The sequence below is a fragment of the Vibrio sp. R78045 genome (assembly GCF_042466085.1).
Taxonomy (GTDB): domain Bacteria; phylum Pseudomonadota; class Gammaproteobacteria; order Enterobacterales; family Vibrionaceae; genus Vibrio; species Vibrio cyclitrophicus.
In genome coordinates this window covers 1,706,668-1,723,343 of the sequence record NZ_JAXHBS010000013.1, presented here as the reverse complement: position 1 = coordinate 1,723,343, position 16,676 = coordinate 1,706,668, and the positions used below count along the sequence as shown (strand labels likewise).

At 42.0% G+C, this 16,676-nt stretch carries 18 protein-coding genes; 10 read left to right on the top strand and 8 right to left on the bottom strand.

Annotated elements, in window-relative coordinates:
* Positions 1-179: 179 nt before the first annotated feature.
* Both SJY39_RS18125 and narQ read right to left on the bottom strand, forming a co-directional pair.
* Entirely contained in the window at positions 180-812 is a 633-nt protein-coding gene (locus SJY39_RS18125; RefSeq protein WP_010430067.1) for a response regulator, read from the bottom strand.
* Positions 799-2,529: a nitrate/nitrite two-component system sensor histidine kinase NarQ gene (gene narQ, locus SJY39_RS18120; protein WP_016785307.1), complete on the bottom strand. Its 1,731-nt coding sequence runs from the start codon at positions 2,527-2,529 to the stop codon at positions 799-801. The genes SJY39_RS18125 and narQ overlap by 14 nt, the downstream gene beginning before the upstream one ends.
* 253 nt (positions 2,530-2,782) lie before the next feature.
* Between narQ and napF the strand changes: the two genes are divergently transcribed.
* The 6 genes from napF to SJY39_RS18090 all read left to right on the top strand — a co-directional run bounded on the left by napF (position 2,783) and on the right by SJY39_RS18090 (position 7,418).
* Positions 2,783-3,262, top strand: a complete 480-nt coding sequence (gene napF / locus SJY39_RS18115; RefSeq protein WP_010430072.1) for a ferredoxin-type protein NapF — start codon at positions 2,783-2,785, stop codon at positions 3,260-3,262.
* A gap of 23 nt (positions 3,263-3,285) precedes the next feature.
* On the top strand, positions 3,286-3,591 hold the full coding sequence (locus SJY39_RS18110; RefSeq protein ID WP_010430075.1) for a chaperone NapD: 306 nt from the start codon (positions 3,286-3,288) through the stop codon (positions 3,589-3,591).
* The gene (napA, locus tag SJY39_RS18105; protein WP_016785308.1) at positions 3,588-6,077 is read left to right on the top strand and encodes a periplasmic nitrate reductase subunit alpha; all 2,490 of its coding nucleotides are present in this window, start codon (positions 3,588-3,590) and stop codon (positions 6,075-6,077) included. Before SJY39_RS18110 ends, napA begins: the two co-directional genes overlap by 4 nt.
* A 125-nt stretch (positions 6,078-6,202) precedes the next feature.
* The gene (locus SJY39_RS18100; protein WP_010430099.1) at positions 6,203-6,658 is read left to right on the top strand and encodes a nitrate reductase cytochrome c-type subunit; all 456 of its coding nucleotides are present in this window, start codon (positions 6,203-6,205) and stop codon (positions 6,656-6,658) included.
* Between the two features lie 29 nt (positions 6,659-6,687).
* Entirely contained in the window at positions 6,688-7,269 is a 582-nt protein-coding gene (locus SJY39_RS18095; protein WP_010430100.1) for a NapC/NirT family cytochrome c, read from the top strand.
* A gap of 11 nt (positions 7,270-7,280) precedes the next feature.
* Complete coding sequence (locus tag SJY39_RS18090) at positions 7,281-7,418, top strand: TIGR02808 family protein (protein ID WP_010430103.1); 138 nt, start codon at positions 7,281-7,283, stop codon at positions 7,416-7,418.
* Positions 7,419-7,547: 129 nt separating this feature from the next.
* On the opposite strand, the gene phaC is transcribed toward SJY39_RS18090, so the two are convergent.
* The 5 genes from phaC to SJY39_RS18065 form a co-directional block, all read right to left on the bottom strand.
* Positions 7,548-9,374: a class I poly(R)-hydroxyalkanoic acid synthase gene (phaC, locus tag SJY39_RS18085; protein ID WP_372275177.1), complete on the bottom strand. Its 1,827-nt coding sequence runs from the start codon at positions 9,372-9,374 to the stop codon at positions 7,548-7,550.
* Between the two features lie 75 nt (positions 9,375-9,449).
* Entirely contained in the window at positions 9,450-9,797 is a 348-nt protein-coding gene (locus tag SJY39_RS18080) for a phasin family protein (RefSeq protein ID WP_010430107.1), read from the bottom strand.
* 137 nt (positions 9,798-9,934) lie between these two features.
* Positions 9,935-11,146 carry an acetyl-CoA C-acetyltransferase gene (locus SJY39_RS18075; protein ID WP_016785680.1) on the bottom strand — a complete coding sequence of 404 codons (1,212 nt, stop codon included), beginning with the start codon at positions 11,144-11,146 and terminating at the stop codon, positions 9,935-9,937.
* 24 nt (positions 11,147-11,170) lie between these two features.
* A complete protein-coding gene (locus tag SJY39_RS18070) occupies positions 11,171-11,911 on the bottom strand; it encodes an SDR family oxidoreductase (RefSeq protein WP_016768114.1) in 741 nt (246 codons plus the stop codon).
* A 568-nt stretch (positions 11,912-12,479) separates the two neighbouring features.
* Positions 12,480-13,160, bottom strand: a complete 681-nt coding sequence (locus SJY39_RS18065) for an SH3 domain-containing protein (RefSeq protein WP_010430114.1) — start codon at positions 13,158-13,160, stop codon at positions 12,480-12,482.
* 119 nt (positions 13,161-13,279) lie between these two features.
* Here SJY39_RS18065 and SJY39_RS18060 point away from each other — a divergent pair, with 119 nt between their 5' ends.
* Positions 13,280-13,828, top strand: a complete 549-nt coding sequence (locus tag SJY39_RS18060; RefSeq protein ID WP_016768115.1) for a hypothetical protein — start codon at positions 13,280-13,282, stop codon at positions 13,826-13,828.
* Between the two features lie 251 nt (positions 13,829-14,079).
* Complete coding sequence (locus tag SJY39_RS18055; RefSeq protein ID WP_010430121.1) at positions 14,080-14,322, top strand: hypothetical protein; 243 nt, start codon at positions 14,080-14,082, stop codon at positions 14,320-14,322.
* 170 nt (positions 14,323-14,492) lie between these two features.
* Here the strand turns inward: SJY39_RS18055 and SJY39_RS18050 are convergent, their stop codons facing one another.
* Positions 14,493-14,951: an Lrp/AsnC family transcriptional regulator gene (locus SJY39_RS18050; RefSeq protein WP_010430125.1), complete on the bottom strand. Its 459-nt coding sequence runs from the start codon at positions 14,949-14,951 to the stop codon at positions 14,493-14,495.
* A gap of 149 nt (positions 14,952-15,100) precedes the next feature.
* On the opposite strand from SJY39_RS18050, the gene SJY39_RS18045 reads away from it, so the two are divergent.
* Together SJY39_RS18045 and SJY39_RS18040 are read left to right on the top strand one after the other, a co-directional pair.
* Positions 15,101-16,030: a DMT family transporter gene (locus SJY39_RS18045; protein ID WP_016790307.1), complete on the top strand. Its 930-nt coding sequence runs from the start codon at positions 15,101-15,103 to the stop codon at positions 16,028-16,030.
* Positions 16,031-16,188: 158 nt separating this feature from the next.
* Positions 16,189-16,644 carry a hypothetical protein gene (locus SJY39_RS18040; protein ID WP_010430132.1) on the top strand — a complete coding sequence of 152 codons (456 nt, stop codon included), beginning with the start codon at positions 16,189-16,191 and terminating at the stop codon, positions 16,642-16,644.
* Positions 16,645-16,676: the final 32 nt, after the last annotated feature.

Genomic DNA, 16,676 nt, shown 5'->3' with positions numbered 1-16,676 from the left:
ATATAAAATGCCCTAATAAAAAGGCGCTGAACTTAGTAAGTTCAGCGCCTTTTTTAATGTCACAGTTCAATATCATTCGAAGTATCGTGAGAGATTATCGTAATAAGCTCATGTTATTTGATCCTACATTTGAAATAAACAATACGGCTTGAAATAGTTTTACTTCAAAAGAATAAGCCCTACTTCATTTCACCATAACGTTCTAGATACAGAACCGTCGCGGCAGTACGAGAAGGCACTTGCAGCTTTTTAAGAAGGCTCTTCATATGTACCTTAACTGTCGATTCAGAAATAAACAGATGGTCTGCGATCTGCTTGTTACGATAACCTTTCGCAACTTCTTGAAGGATCTGCATTTCACGCTCAGTTAGTTGGTCGAAGATGTCGTTACGGCTCTCAGCATCATTTAAGTAGCGAGATACAACACTGCTGTAGGCTTTATCACCACTATGCGCTTGCTTAAGCAATTCAATGAGCTCATCTGGTTCAGTGTCTTTCAATAAGTAACCATCAGCGCCCGCTTTTACGATAGCTTCGATGTCTGCGGGGCTATCTGATACTGTTAGAATGACAATGTTAGCGCTAGAGCCATCAGTACGAAGTGCTTTCAAGGTATCTAACCCTGACATGCCCTTCATATTAAGATCAAGAAGGATCAAATCAGGTTCTTCTTCATGAGCTAGAGCAACTGCTTCAGTGCCGTTGCTCGCTTCTGCAATCACTTCGAATTCGTCTTCAAAGCTCAGTAATTGGCTTATACCTCTGCGCATCAATGGATGATCATCAACCAGCATTACTTTACAAATCGTCAACTTTAACTTCCTTCAAACTTTTATATTTCAATATGACTGTACAGCCTTCACCTTGAGCTGCTTCAATCGATAAGTCGCCATTCAGTCTTGCCGCACGCTCCTGCATAATGCTCATCCCATAGTGGTTCATTTTGGAACTACTTGAGTCAAAGCCGTCTCCATTATCTTTAATCACGACTAACACTTCACCGCCCTCATCGATACAGCATACATCTATCAAGTCAGCATTGGCGTGTTTTATGGCGTTTATTGTTGCTTCACGAATCAACTGAAGCAAATGAACCTGACTATGAGCATCAAGTTCAATGGATGAAAGATTATTGTTTAGGTTAATCTTCGCATCCGTTCTTTCACTGAGTTGTTCAAGCATGGTACTCAAAGCATCTCCAAAGTTACCCTCTTTTATCGTTAACCTGAACGTAGTGAGCAACTCTCTTAATTGAGTATAAGCACCTGCAATACCATTACCGATCTCTGACGCTATTTGTTCAGACTGCTCGCGGTGCTTTTGTTCGGGTAGTTTACCAATAACACGCTTCAATAGCGTCACTTGGATCTTTAAATACGATAATGATTGAGCCAAGGAATCGTGTAGCTCACGAGCGATCGTCGCCCGTTCTTCCATAATAATCAGTTGCTCAGCTTTCTTTTGAGCTCGATTATAATAGATAGCTCTCGATAACAGTTGAATAAAGCTCTCAATCAATGCCTTAGTAGAATGCCCATGATGATACGAGCAATAGAGATAACCGAGAATAAGTTCGTTATCATCAAGCTTCATTTCGAACTTTTCATGGTCTTGAGTCGAGTCATATCCCTCGTCCATGACCAATGAGCGACCTGAATTATCAACAATCTCTAGCCTCAATGATTCAATGCCCTCAAGGCTAACTAGGTGCTGCAAAATCGCTCTAAAATTTTCTGGGGCGATACGCGTAACGGTCAACTCTTGTGAAGAATTATAAAGCGCCTGCAACGATTGGTTAGCGTTTTGCAGTTCTATTGTTTTCGCGTCAACAACATCCTCAAGATTTCGATAAAGAGCACCTAAATCCTTGGCCATAGAGTTAAAGGTTTTGGTCAAAATACCCAGTTCGTTGTTACTCGTAATGTTTAACTGAACCTCAAAGTCTCGGTTTTTGATTCTCTGACTTGCTCGAACCAACGCGTGTAAAGGTTTAACAACTTGTTTACGAACAAAATGAACAACAAAAAGAGATATGACCAGAATGCCACCTAGACCGATTCCCCCAGCCCACGCCAATTTTATCAATTTGTATTCTGAGTACTCTTGTAACTTGTAAACAAAGCCATCAATTTCGGCAACAAAATTTTCAACTAAAACTAAATAATGTTTTCTGTCTTCACTATTCAATACCCGCTTAAGCTCATGCCAACGACCAATAATTAAATAATAGTCTTCCGTTATGTCTGTTGGTACATCCCAGCTAACCAATTCAGCCATTGAAGGCGAATACAAAGATTTTTCAAATTCATGAATGTGAGAATCGTAATCAACTGATTCTATTTGAATATCATGCGCTAAACGGTAGCTCTGCATACGCATAGAGCCTGCCACGTTGACTGCTTCTGCATCGTTGAGACTAGACGCCAATGTGAAGATTGCAAAACCTGTAGTAGCAACCGAAAGAAGCAATATAAATAGCAGAGATTTCGCTATTGTACTTGTTACAGATGAAACCGGTTTAATAAGCAAAAGCAATGTCCTAGGTAAAGATTAGTGGCTAGCGGAAACCTATTGTCACACATCAAAAAACAGAGCTCCATTCAATATGTGACCAAACGCTTCGTAATTTATTGATCTAAGACAATATAGGATCCCATTTAGCCCTTAAGGGGTATTTATACAAATATTTCTAAAACTACACTACTTGTGAGGATAAATGACAAGATATTAACAAAACAATGATCTACAATTACAACATCTTAGCAACATTAGCAGGCAATCAGTGGTAGACCTATCGAAACGCCGCCTATTTTCTAGGCGAAAAGTAGATTCAAGCCAGATTCGTTTGCCTTGGATAAAAAGCCTAGAAAGCTTCGCAGATGATTGTACACGTTGTGGTAAATGCATCGAAAGTTGCGAGAGTCACATCATCATTGTTGGCGACGGTGGTTTTCCTACTGTCGACTTTTCTAAAGACGAATGCACGTTTTGTTATCAGTGTGCTGACGTTTGTCCTGAACCCATTTTCAAGCCCAAGGAAGAGACGCCTTGGCTGGCTAAAGCAAATATCTCTGATAAATGCTTAGCCCAACAAAATGTTGAATGCCGAAGCTGTGGTGACATGTGTGAACCTATGGCCATTCAATTTCAACTTAGAGCAGGCAGTGTTGCTCTACCAAAAATCGAGTTAAATGAGTGTAACGGTTGTGGAGCTTGCGTAGCAGTTTGCCCTACTTCAGCTATCCTTGTGAGTAATGCATAAAACAAAAATAACGAGAGCAATTTATGGCACTAAATGAAGTGCATATATCAAGTTTAGTCGTGCATGTGAGCCCGGAGCACCTAAACGAGATCAAAGCTGAAATCGAACAATTCGACAACGCCGAGATTTTCGGAGACAGCCCTGAAGGCAAGATCATCGTGGTCCTAGAAACCGAAAACCAAGGTTTTGTAACGGATACCATCGAAGCAATAAATAACATTAAGAACGTTTTAGGGACAGCTTTGGTTTACCACCAAATCGAAACTGAACTCGACGAAACGGATTTAGAAACTGGAAGCAATAATTCTCAACTTGAGGGTGAAGTATGAAAATGACAAGACGCGCGTTTGTGAAAGCAAACGCAGCTGCATCAGCGGCAGCCGTTGCAGGTGTAACACTACCAGCAACAGCAACCAATCTGATTGCTAGCTCTGATCAAACAAAAATCACGTGGGATAAAGCGCCTTGTCGTTTTTGTGGTACAGGCTGTTCAGTACTAGTAGGTACTCAAAACGGCAAAGTAGTCGCAACTCAAGGCGACCCAGAAGCACCTGTAAACAAAGGCCTTAACTGTATTAAAGGCTACTTCCTTTCAAAAATCATGTACGGTAAAGATCGTCTTGAAACTCCTCTTCTACGTATGAAAGACGGTGAATTCCATAAGGATGGTGATTTCACACCAGTATCTTGGGACAAAGCGTTCGACGTAATGGCTGAGAAATGGAAAGCTTCTCTGAAAAAGAACGGCCCTACGGGTGTTGGTATGTTCGGTTCAGGTCAATGGACAGTAATGGAAGGCTACGCAGCCGTTAAGATGATGAAAGCGGGTTTCCGTTCAAACAACATCGATCCAAACGCTCGTCACTGTATGGCTTCAGCGGTTGGTGCATTCATGCGTACTTTCGGTATTGATGAGCCAATGGGTTGTTATGATGACTTTGAGCACGCAGACGCATTTGTACTGTGGGGTTCAAACATGGCAGAAATGCACCCAGTACTATGGACTCGTATTACAGACCGCCGTCTAAGCCACCCACACGTTAAAGTAAACGTACTGTCTACTTACTACCACCGTTCTTTCGAGCTTGCAGACACAGGTTACATCTTCGAACCTCAATCAGATCTTGCGATTGCTAACTTTATCGCAAACTACATCATTCAAAACGATGCAGTAAATTGGGATTTCGTAAATAAGCACACGAACTTCAAGCAAGCAACAACAGACATCGGTTACGGCCTTCGTGATGACGATCCTCTACAGAAAGCAGCAGCAAACCCTAACTCAGGTGCCATGACTGCAATCACTTTCGAAGAGTACAAAGCTTCTGTTGCTGAATACACAGTTGAAAAAGCCTCTGAAATGTCAGGCGTCTCTCAAGAAGATCTGATCAAGCTGGCTAAGCAATATGCCGATCCAAACATCAAAGTAATGTCACTTTGGACTATGGGTATGAACCAACATACTCGCGGCGTTTGGATGAACAGCCTTGTGTACAACATCCACCTTCTTACAGGTAAGATTTCTACTCCAGGTAACAGCCCATTCTCACTTACTGGCCAACCATCTGCGTGTGGTACAGCTCGTGAAGTTGGTACGTTCTCTCACCGTCTGCCCGCAGATATGGTGGTTGCTAACCCTAAACACCGTAAGATTGCAGAAGACATCTGGAAACTTCCAGAAGGTACTATCCCACCGAAACCAGGGGCTCACGCTGTTGTTCAAGACCGTATGCTTAAAGACGGTAAGATCAACGCGTACTGGGTAATGTGTAACAACAACATGCAAGCGGGTCCAAACATCAACACTGAGCGTCTGCCAGGTTACCGCAACCCAGACAACTTCATTGTATGTTCTGACCCATACCCGACAGCAACAGCTCAAGCGGCTGACCTTATTCTTCCTACAGCGATGTGGATCGAGAAAGAAGGTGCTTACGGTAACGCAGAGCGTCGTACACAAGCATGGTACCAACAAGTTAAAACCGTAGGTGAAGCTAAATCTGATCTATGGCAAATCATGGAATTCTCAAAACGCTTCACTGTCGAAGAAGTTTGGGGCGAAGAGCTTCTAGCTAAAGCACCTGAGCACCGTGGTAAAACGATGTATGACGTGCTTTACAAAAACGGCAACGTTGATGCGTTCCCATTGTCTGAAGCTCAAGAGCTTAACGACGACGCACAAGCTCAAGGTTTCTATGTTCAAAAAGGTCTATTCGAAGAATATGCTGCCTTTGGTCGAGGTCACGGTCACGATTTAGCACCATACGATCGCTACCATCAAGTTCGAGGTCTACGTTGGCCTGTTGTTGACGGTAAAGAAACACTATGGCGCTTTAAAGAAGGTTCAGATCCATACGCGAAGAAAGGTTCTGATTGGGACTTCTACGGTAAGCCAGATGGTAAAGCACTGATCATCAACGCACCATACGAAGCACCACCTGAAGTACCAAACGATGAATACGACATGTGGCTATGTACAGGTCGTGTTCTAGAGCACTGGCATACAGGTACTATGACTCGTCGTGTACCAGAACTTTACAAAGCAGTACCGGATGCGCTTTGTTACATCCACCCTGCTGATGCAAAAGCTCGTGGCCTGCGCCGTGGTGATGAAGTTCTTATCGAAAACAAACGTGGCGAAGTACGCGTTCGTGTTGAAACTCGTGGTCGTAACCGTCCACCACAAGGCTTGGTTTTCGTACCATTCTTTGATGCAAGAATTCTGATCAACAAGTTGATCTTGGATGCAACGGATCCTCTGTCTAAACAGACGGATTACAAGAAGTGTCCAGTTAAGATCACTAAGGTTTCTTAAGCGCCAATTGCTTTCGGAACCTAGATACAAGATCTAACGTATTTAATATTGCGACTACTTTTTTCATCACTTTTTGTAGGAAGTAGTCCACTCAAAGAATTAGCCTTTAGGCGGAGAAATTAACCATGAAAAAACTGATTACTGCCCTACTATCAGCTGGTCTTTTGCTAGCTGGTGCAGCTCAAGCTGAGCTTGATAATCCAGGCGGCATTGGTGGCGTAGAGTCTCTACGTGGCGCAAGTGAACTTGAAGCAACTCGCGCAGCGGATGACTTCAAAAAGTTCCCTCGTGACCAAGTGTTAGAGAGCGACTACGTATACCAACCACCTCTAGTACCTCATACTATTCGTAGCTATGAAGTTTCTCTGAACGCGAACAAGTGTCTTTCTTGCCACAGTTGGAAAAACGCAAAAGAAATGGGTGCGACTAAAGTAAGTGTAACTCACTACATGAACCGTGAAGATGCGGTACTTGCAGACGTATCACCTCGTCGTTACTTCTGTCTACAGTGTCACGTACCTCAAGCTAATGCTAAACCATTGGTAGAGAACGAGTTCAAACCTGTAGATTCACTGCGTTAATCGTAGCCGGACGGTAAGAGAGGCTATACATGATAAAATTACTTAAAGCGTTTTGGAAAAGACTGGCGACGCCAAGTAAAGCAGCGGTAGGCGTTGTTTTATTCTTGGGTTTCTCGGGTGGTCTTTTATTCTGGGGTGCATTCAACACCGGTATGGAGGCAACGAACACGGAAGAGTTCTGTTCTGGTTGTCACGCACCAATTGTTGCTGAGATCCAAGAAACGATCCACTACTCCAACCGCTCGGGTGTTCGTGCTATCTGTTCAGATTGTCACGTACCTCACGAGTGGACAGATAAAATTGTTCGTAAGGTTCAAGCATCTAAAGAATTGTATGCACACTTTATTGCGAAAACCATCAACACTGAAGAGAAGTTCAAAGAGCGTCGTGCTCATCTAGCTGAACGCGAGTGGGCTCGATTGAAAAAGAACGATTCACTTGAGTGTCGTAATTGTCACCAGTTTGATTACATGGATTTCTCAGAACAGAGCCCTCGTAGTGCCAAACAACACTCGACTGCGCTAGCTTCTGGCGAAAAAACATGTGTAGACTGTCACAAAGGTATCGCACATAAACTACCAGACATGCACGGCGTTGAAGGCTGGCAATAAGGAGCGATTGAATGAGTACTTTAGAGAGCGTAATTTGGCATATCCTAGGTTACAGTGCTATGCCAGTTATCATTCTTGGTGGCTTTGCAGGTGTTGCAGCCGTATCTCTTTGGATTTTATCTATGGGTAAAGACAAAGAAATCGATTAGAAATCGAGATTACACCAACTTCTTCCAGTTATTTCTGATATGAGTTGATACGAAAAGCCACTGATTATTTCAGTGGCTTTTTTATTATCTGACGTTGAATGTCTTTATTATTGAATGTGACTTAACACCCTAAGCTTCTTTTTCTGGCGCTTCTTTCTCTGCGGTCTCTTTATCAACCTTCTCTTTATCGACAATCGGCAGAACCTGTTTTACATAGTTGCCTGGTGCTTTGCCTATCACCGGGTGAAGTTCTGAGCCTTGCTTGAAAGGTTCGATTTTTTCGTCAGTTTCAAAGCCCTGTAGCCACAGATCCCAGTGTGTCCACCACGAACCTTCGTTGTGATTTGCATTGTTCAGCCATTCATCCGCAGAATCATCAAGATTGTCGTTCAGCCAGTAGCCGTATTTCTTTTTGTCTGGATGGTTAACAATGCCAGCGATATGACCAGACTCACCCAGAACAAAGGTTTTGTTGCCACCAGTGTTCAATGCTCCGCGATAAGTGCCCTGCCACAAAGCAATATGGTCTTCTTTGGCCGAGATGAAGTAGCTTGGTATTTTGATCTTATTCAGATCAATCCAAACTCCACCCACTTTGACGCCTTTATCCTGAACCAGTTTGTTTTCAAGGTAGAGATCTCGCAGCAAGAAGTTATGACATTTCGCAGCCACGTTAGTGCTATCACTGTTCCAATACAACAAGTCAAATTCCATCGGGCTGCTACCTTTGAGGTAATTATCGATGTAGTAATTCCAGTACAAGCTGTTTTCTCGAAGCAGACTGAATGTCACGCTCAACGAGCGGCCATCCATGTACCCTTTTGCATCATTCTGCTTCTCAACCGCGTTGATTATCGTTTCATTGATGTACGCCCCAACCTCACCCGGTTGAGAGAAATCTAATAAAGTCGTAAAGAAAGTTGCCGTTTTGATGCGCTTCTTCATTCGGTTGGCAGCGTAGTAAGCAACAGTCGAAGCCAGCACCGTACCACCAATGCAGTAGCCAGCTGCGTTAATATGCTCTTTGCCCGTGATGTCTTCAATCGCAGTAACGGCTTTAACAACACCTTCTGTTACATAATCGCCAAATTTCTGGTCTTTTTGTGCTTCACCCGGGTTGCGCCAAGACATCATGAATACGCTATGCCCTTGCTCAAGCAACCAACGTACCATCGAATTCTTTTCACGAAGGTCGAGAATATAGTACTTATTAATAAAAGGAGGAACGATCAATAAAGGTGTCGCATTCACCTGTGGTGTCTTCGGATAATACTGAATTAGCTCAAAAAGTTCGTTTTGGAAGACGACATCGCCCTCTGTATTCGCAACATCACCCCCCACTCGGAAGGCATTATTGTTGGTCATACGAATCTTAAGTATATCAGCACTCGCTTCGACATCGGCTTGCAACTGTTCTAATCCATCGAGAAGATTCTGACCATTTCGCTCAAGCGTCAGTTTCATTAACTCTGGGTTAGGCGCGATAAAGTTGCTTGGCGACAATGCATTGATTGCCTGACGCGAAAAGAAAGCCACACGCTCTTTGGTTTTCTCATCAATGCCTTCAATAGAATTGATGGTGTCAATATAGCTCTTGCTGAATAGTAAATACGACTGTTTGATAAAGCTGTAAAACGGATCGTTTTTCCATGCCTCATCGATAAAACGTTTGTCACCACGGTCTTCGGTGATGACACTTTCGGTGTTGCCCATCAACGCAGTATTTTGCCATATTTTTAACTGCTGCTCCCACCATTGAGCTTGAAGCTGAAGTAGAGCGGCGGGTTGGTTAGCGGCTTGCTCAAAAATTTTCGATGCATCTTCAAAATTCAGTTCTTGCATCGCTTTATTCAGAGGAGATTGCGCGGCTTCCTTGTTTTGTTCAAAATTTTCCCACCATTGCTGGTTCGTTTGTTGAAGCTTAACAAGGTAGTCCGAAAAGAAGTGTTGAAACATAACATGACTCCAATAATCGGAAAATCGCCACCGTGCTGTACAGACCAATCTGTAGTAGCTCGATGGCGACTGGTTTTATGCTGGCGTAACTGTTTTCAAGTTATCTGTTGTTAGTGTTTCAACATCTTCTTTGAACTCTTTTGCTGCAGCTTGCAGTTTTGAGCTATCGCTCATCATTTGTTGAGACAATTGAGTAAGTGCCGTTAGTTGCTGGCCGTTAAAAGCGGTGAGGCTATTTACATCTTTGATTTCACTAACTGCTTTCATTTGTGCAAGACCCATATCGGTATAAGTCTGCAACGCATTCATTTGAAGTTCAGTCATTGTTTGAACGTTCTTTGCCACCAACTTATTGAATTTCAAGTACGGTTCGAACTGCTTTTCAGTTTGGTCTGTAATTGTTTTAAAAATATCCGTGTACATAAGTAACTCCTGATGAATACATAGTTTAATGAATTTTTGCGTATCTCATTTCAATAAAGGCTCATCGTTGGCTATGCTAACGATGTTTGAAAAATAACCTCGTTAAATTGCTAAGCTTGCCATTGATATATCAGGTTCTAACCTTCAATACCTTTAAGCAAAACAGCGGTTCCCATTCCTCCACCTACACAGAGTGAAGCAATGCCATAAGTTGTCTTTCGAGCAAGCATCTCATGGATAAGTGAAACAATAATTCGATTCCCAGATGCCCCTAGAGGGTGACCAAGCGCGATTGCGCCACCATTGACATTCACCTTAGATTTGAAGGCTTCTAGCGGTAAATCGTGTTGCTCTGAAAGCTGATACATCACACCAAGAGCTTGTGCAGCAAAAGCTTCATTTAATTCAAAAAGGTCGACTTCTTCGAGCGTCAAATCCGCTTTGTCTAGCGCTTTTGAAACAGCTTCAACCGGACCTAATCCCATGATTTTTGGGTCTAATCCAGATTGTGCGTAGCTGCCTAGTTCTACTAGTGGTGTCAGGCCATATTTCGCGACTGCAGATTCAGACGCTAAGATAATCGCACTCGCACCATCATTAATGCCTGATGCATTACCTGCGGTTACCGTTCCTTCACGGTCAAAAGCTGGGCGCAGCTTTTGCAAACCTTCAAATGTTGCATCTGACTTGGGGTACTCGTCAGTATCAAAGGTGACGGTTTGTCTGCGTTGTTTGACTCCTACAGGCACGATTTGCTGATCAAATTTTCCCGCTTCTATTGCTGATACTGCTTTCTGTTGGCTTTCTAATGCGTAGTTATCTTGAGCAAGGCGTGAAATGTTCAAAGTATTGGCGATGTTTTCAGCCGTCATGCCCATATGGTAGTGATTAAACGCGTCGGTTAGGCCATCGCCAACCAACAGATCTTTCACCGAGATATCACCCATTTTATGCCCGTTACGAATGCTAGCTGGCACAACAAAAGGAATTTGAGACATCACTTCAACACCTGCAGCAACAACAATCTCTGCGTCTTGCGCCCTAATGTGCGCCGCCGCATCCATTACAGATTTCATACCACTGCCGCAGATCATGTTGACGCCATATGCTGGTGTTTCTTCGGGAAGCCCTGCATAGATGGAAGCCTGGCGCGCAACCCCCATACCTTGACCTGCCGAAATCACGTTACCAACTATCACTTCATCAATCGCATTTAACGGAAGGTCCGTCGCCTCAAGTGCACCTTTAATCACCACCCCGGCCAACTCACCCGCAGATACGTTTTTTAGCGCCCCTGTGAACGAGCCTATGGGTGTACGCTTTGCTGCAACAATGAATACTTTTTCCATCATTTCATCTCCTCAGTTCATCCATTAGTGCATGTACAAGCCGCCGTTGACAGACAGTGTTTCACCTGTAATGTACGCACCAGATTCACTGGCTAAAAAACCGACTGCATCTGCGATTTCAGTAGGCATCGCTAGGCGTCTCATTGGGATTTGGTTTTTAATTGAATCAAGCACTTCTGGCTTCATTTGTTCAACCATCGGGGTTGCTGTATAACCTGGGGCAATCACGTTTACTGTTACTCCACTACGAGCACCTTCCGCAGCCAAAGCTTTAGAGAAACCAATCATTCCAGCTTTCGCTGCAGAGTAATTGGTTTGTCCAAATTGCCCTTTCAGGCCATTCACTGATGAAATATTAATCACTCGACAATTGCCCTTTTCGCACATAGGTGCAAACAGAGGTTGAGTCACATTAAAAAGGCTGTTGAGATTAGTCTCAATCACGTCTTTCCAAGCATCGGCATCCATCTTATTAAAGACACTGTCACGTGTAATACCCGCATTGTTGACCAATACATCGACTGTGCCTTCTTCTTCTAACAACTTGCTTAAGCTCAACGCACATTCAGCAGTGTTGGTCACATCTAATTCAAACAATCTCACTTGTTCTTCAGTAAATTGCTTTTCATTAAACCAATCCAATGCACATTGATGATTTCCTGTAAAATATGTCGCGATCACACGATATCCGTCTACAACTAATTTAGAGGAAATTTCTGAGCCGATGCCGCCCTTTGACCCTGTAATTAAAGCAAGCTTTTTCATTAATAGTTCCATCCCTTAAAAGCAATTAAATAACAATGAAGTTAATAAGATAATTTTCTATTCGATAATTAAAATTTCTTTCTCTTTAATTAAACACTACAGGTCAAAGTCAAAACGTATTATTACAAAATTTAATTATTTTAATCTTATCGCTAAAAATATGACCTGCCTCACAAGTATTATGAAACAACTCGCTTACATGAAATTATCCAACCCATTAATTTAAAAGAGATTTTTCATAATAAGAAATATAAAAAAGCAGTAACTTATTGTTTATTAAAAAAACAATTATCAAACAATTCAAGAAAAAAGGAAGAACGAGAAAACCAAGCAGTATTTGAGTGATAATCATGGGAAATAATTACCACCTAATCATTATAATTTATTTACCATACATCAAATAAAATTTCATATATAACTAGAGTCTTAACTATAAATATTATAAATAGGTAATAAAAAGCCCACTCTGATAGAGAGTGGGCTTGTATTTTATATTTTCATAACCAAAGATTATAAAATAAAAATATATGAATTATTAATACATCAAACAATAATGACAAATCGGGTTTTACTTGGTAAATATTTCATCTGTATTTACATCAAGATAAATTTTATTTTCAAGAGAGAGACCACCGCAATAAATAAAATAGACGTCTCGGTCAATGTACCTTACAGACTTAACCCAACCACCTAGCTCTTCAAAGTCACTTGGATCGCATTCTCCTTCAAAGATCAACTTAGCTACCGTGCTTCGAAATTTCTCGCGATGTAGCTTCAGATCATCAGATTTAATCAAGTAAGAATCCAAAATCTCTTTCCTTTCTTGATCAGAAATAATCACTTCGTCATTAGACAGCCCAGACATTAAAATCCATTCTGCAATCTGAGGCCCGCCCTCTTTTAGAACAATGTAATCTGAAATTCTGGCCCATTCACCTTGTTTCTCAAGTACCTCAACTTTTTCACCTTTATAGAGGTAATCCGTTATCAAACCATCAATTTCCGGTTGTTCTAGTACTTCAAGTTTTCTGTCTAGAACGTAAAACTCTGTCTGATCTGGCTCAGGTTTAAGGTCCACTATAGGTACTAGATCAGATTCAGATTGTTGAGCCACATCTTCAATTGGCTCTTCGGTTTTTTCTGGTGGTGTTGAGTCTTTTTTCATAACGAGGAAATAGTAAGCTGCACCTCCTCCGCCCAACATTAGTAATATAAGTGAAGCGATCAGCGCTTTTTTCATCAAATCCACCAGCTCTTCCGTTTTAGGTATACCTCAGTGTACATCAACTCCAGTCACCACTCATCTATACTCTCTATAGTGAACATAGTAAGTAGAGGAAAGTCATGAGTTTTCGGATTAAGCTTCTAATGGTCAGTATATCTTTAAGCACAAATGTAGTTTCAGCACACCATTGTGACCAAGAAACTTGGCGAACCCTTTTGAATCGTCAAATCTCAACTGAAGATCGTTACAATCAATACACTAAAGAATTTAATCAAGCCCTCTCTAGTTATGAATCACAAACCTTACTCTCAAAACATTTCACGGAAAAGCAGGTCATTGAGCTTTGGGTAAAGTACGAAGATAGATTTAATGTGCAGCTCAAAAATCATATGAATACCGCTTATCAAGTATCTGAAGCATTACTAAAACAGGCATACGTCGTCTCTACTGAATTGGATGAAACTCAATCTTTGGTAAGTTCGTGGCAGTCTATGGCCAAGCATTGCGAACGCTCAAAGTTACCCCGACAAACTGAGAGTGCATCGTTACATGTGGTAGGTTCACAATCCCTTGCAAGAGATATAAACACGCTAAGTGGTAAGTTTCGTCAGCTATCTTCCCGATACCATAACGAAGCGACTATGATCGATGCCGCACGCCATGACAAAGTTTCAAGTGGAGATGGGTTGTAGTGAAACACTGTTTATATATCAACGTCTGCAGTTCTAAGTTAGCGCTTTAAGCATTCAGATAAATAGTAAATCAACGCCTTATCAATAAGTTGTAAACATATTGTTTTAACTATCAACAATAAAGTTCAATTTACGACCAATACAAGCGCTTATGTGAGATATTCATCACAAAATACATTTACAAACGCCAGAAAATTGTTATCATGAAACTTCATATAACTTAATAACAAGAAACATTTTGGCTAGGTAATATGCAAAAAACTATGGCTTTCAACTGCTTGAGTAACACGGAAGGAACTGCAGAGATAAGAGGTAAACTTTTATCTGTCGCTAAACACATGGAAGAGTTCGGTTCAGTAAGTGAGCTAGAGCTATGTAAGATATTTGGAGAGACAATTTGGAATGATGGTGTAGATTATCATTCACATGCTTTTTCATTCAGAATAAATATACAAACTGGGGATTGTTCAATCTCTAACTTTAAATATCACTAGTTTTGCACCTATTATATACGGAGTACCTTTAACGAGGTGCTCCGTTTTTTATTGCCCACGTGATTTCAGTTCGTAAATGGTCAGCAACGTTAAAGTTTCAATAACAAGCCATTTCGTTTTCAGCTCACTTCCACCGCTATGTAAATCTAACCTCTCAGGTCTATGCAAGCTTAATCGGCGTAAATGGGAAGCGGCGCGTTGCCCTTCACTTGCCTTATTGCAAGATGGGTATGTATGTCTTTTACGTTGGAGAGTCGTTGAAGTTTTCTGGTAAATGCCTCGTAAGCCATGAGGTTTGGGCTGACAACTTCTAATAGATAGTCATAAGCACCAGACACTACGTGACAACTTATCACTTCTTCCATGTCTACAATTGCACCCTCAAATTTATCAATCGAGACTTCTTGATGGTTGTTTAAACTTACTTCAACGAACACACTCATTGCAATACCAACGTGCTCTCGCGACAAGCTCACACGATAACCATCGATTATTCCTTTTTCTTCTAGTCTTTTGATACGCCTCGCGCACGGCGAAGCCGATAAACCAACCTCATCCGCCAGTTCAGCCGTCGTTAACCTGCCATCTTTTTGCAGCAACTCAAGAAGGTGTCTATCAATTCTATCCATTGTAAATGCCGATAATTAGCCAAATTCATCAATATTTACCTACATCTTAGCAGAAATCATCAAACCCAACTTAAATTCGAACGTAATTTGCCAACTAGAGGCACGAACTCTCCTCCATAATGAACCATCATCCACTTTCTGTGTTTACTATGAAGCTTGGTTATCTATCTATTACTGTCACTTTGCTCATCTGGGCGAGCTTTTTCCTTTCACTTAAAGGCGGCGCAAATTCAGAGCTAACACCAGCAGATATTGCACTGACCCGATTCCTCATTCCGGCATTGGTATTATTACCCTTAGTGTGGAAAGCGCGTTATGCAGTGGCAGCGGTGCCCAATCATTATTTAGTAGGCATGTTTGTGGGTAGTGGTTTGCCCTACTTACTCGTTGCGGGCACAGCCATGCAATTTGTACCTGTCTCACATGGTAGTGCTTTGGTTCCAGGTACGCTCCCTTTGTTCGTAACAGGGATTGCGGTGCTCTTTTTTAAGCAACCGCTTAGCCGACACCGTGTCGTTGGTTTGGGTCTTGTTTTACTCGGGATATTGTTGTTTCTAGGAAATAGCTTAAGCAGCTTTAACTTTGAATACACCAAAGGTCACTTGTTGTTTTTGTGTGGCAGCTTAATGTGGGCGACTTTTACCATCTCAGCACGTGTTGCCAATCTTAATGCGCTTGTGAGTGCGGGTTTCATTTCATTCTGTTCCATCTTGCTGTTGCTGGTCCTTATCCTTACAGGAACCCTCCCTAGCCATTTAATGAGTACACCAATTGCTCAATGGCCAGTCACAGAGCTTGCCGTGCATTCAGCGGTACAAGGCGTTGGTGCAGGTTTAATCGCTGCTTTCACTTATTTGTATGCTGTAAACACGTTAGGGGCAGAACGTTCAGCAGCATTTGGCAGTGCAACTCCGGCCATAGCAACTTTGTTGGCGATCCCACTGTTCAACGAGATTCCGGATATCATGACTTGGTTAGCACTTGGTTCAATTTGTATCGGTAGCTTGGTCGCGAGCAACATTTTCATGAGAAACGACCAGTCTATGCAGTATCAACCGCCAAGCCATAGCAAAGCCTGATGCTGCGTTCCAACCTAAATACAGTTACCCTAAACATCAATTTTAGGGCTTGTAGTACACAGATAAGCCTACAAACGTAGGCTTATCTAAAATCTCCTTTTTCTGAGCTCGCTTCTCCATTAAACTGTCCGACCTTTTTGCAGATCCAAGAGAACACCATGCAACGCGATTACACTTTAACTTGCTTAAACAACATGCCTCGTGAAGAACTAGAAGAATTTAGTTTAAGAATGATTCATCGCCTTGTCCCTGAAGATGCAATGACGGAATTATTTACGTTTGAGCAGGAAGAAGTGACCAGTGAAGAGCGTATGCAATCAGCAAAATTTGATGCGATGCTTCGAATGACCGCAATCGCGCTGAGTGAGGTCAACCTTGCATTTAGCGAGTCAGATAACTCACAACAGAACATCGAGCGAATGACCCGTCTACTACTTTGGCACTTTTATGCGATGTCGTTTAATCTTGAGCAAGCCATCAGCCTTGAAACTCACTGTGAAAAAGTCGAGAAGATTTTATTGAAAGCACCGACAGAAGCGTTTGGTTGGGTAAAAGAACTAACAGAGCTACTTCACTTCTACGCCAAAGTTAATGACGACAAAGAAAACGCATAGACTCGAATATATCTCAACCGAAGGCAGACAGA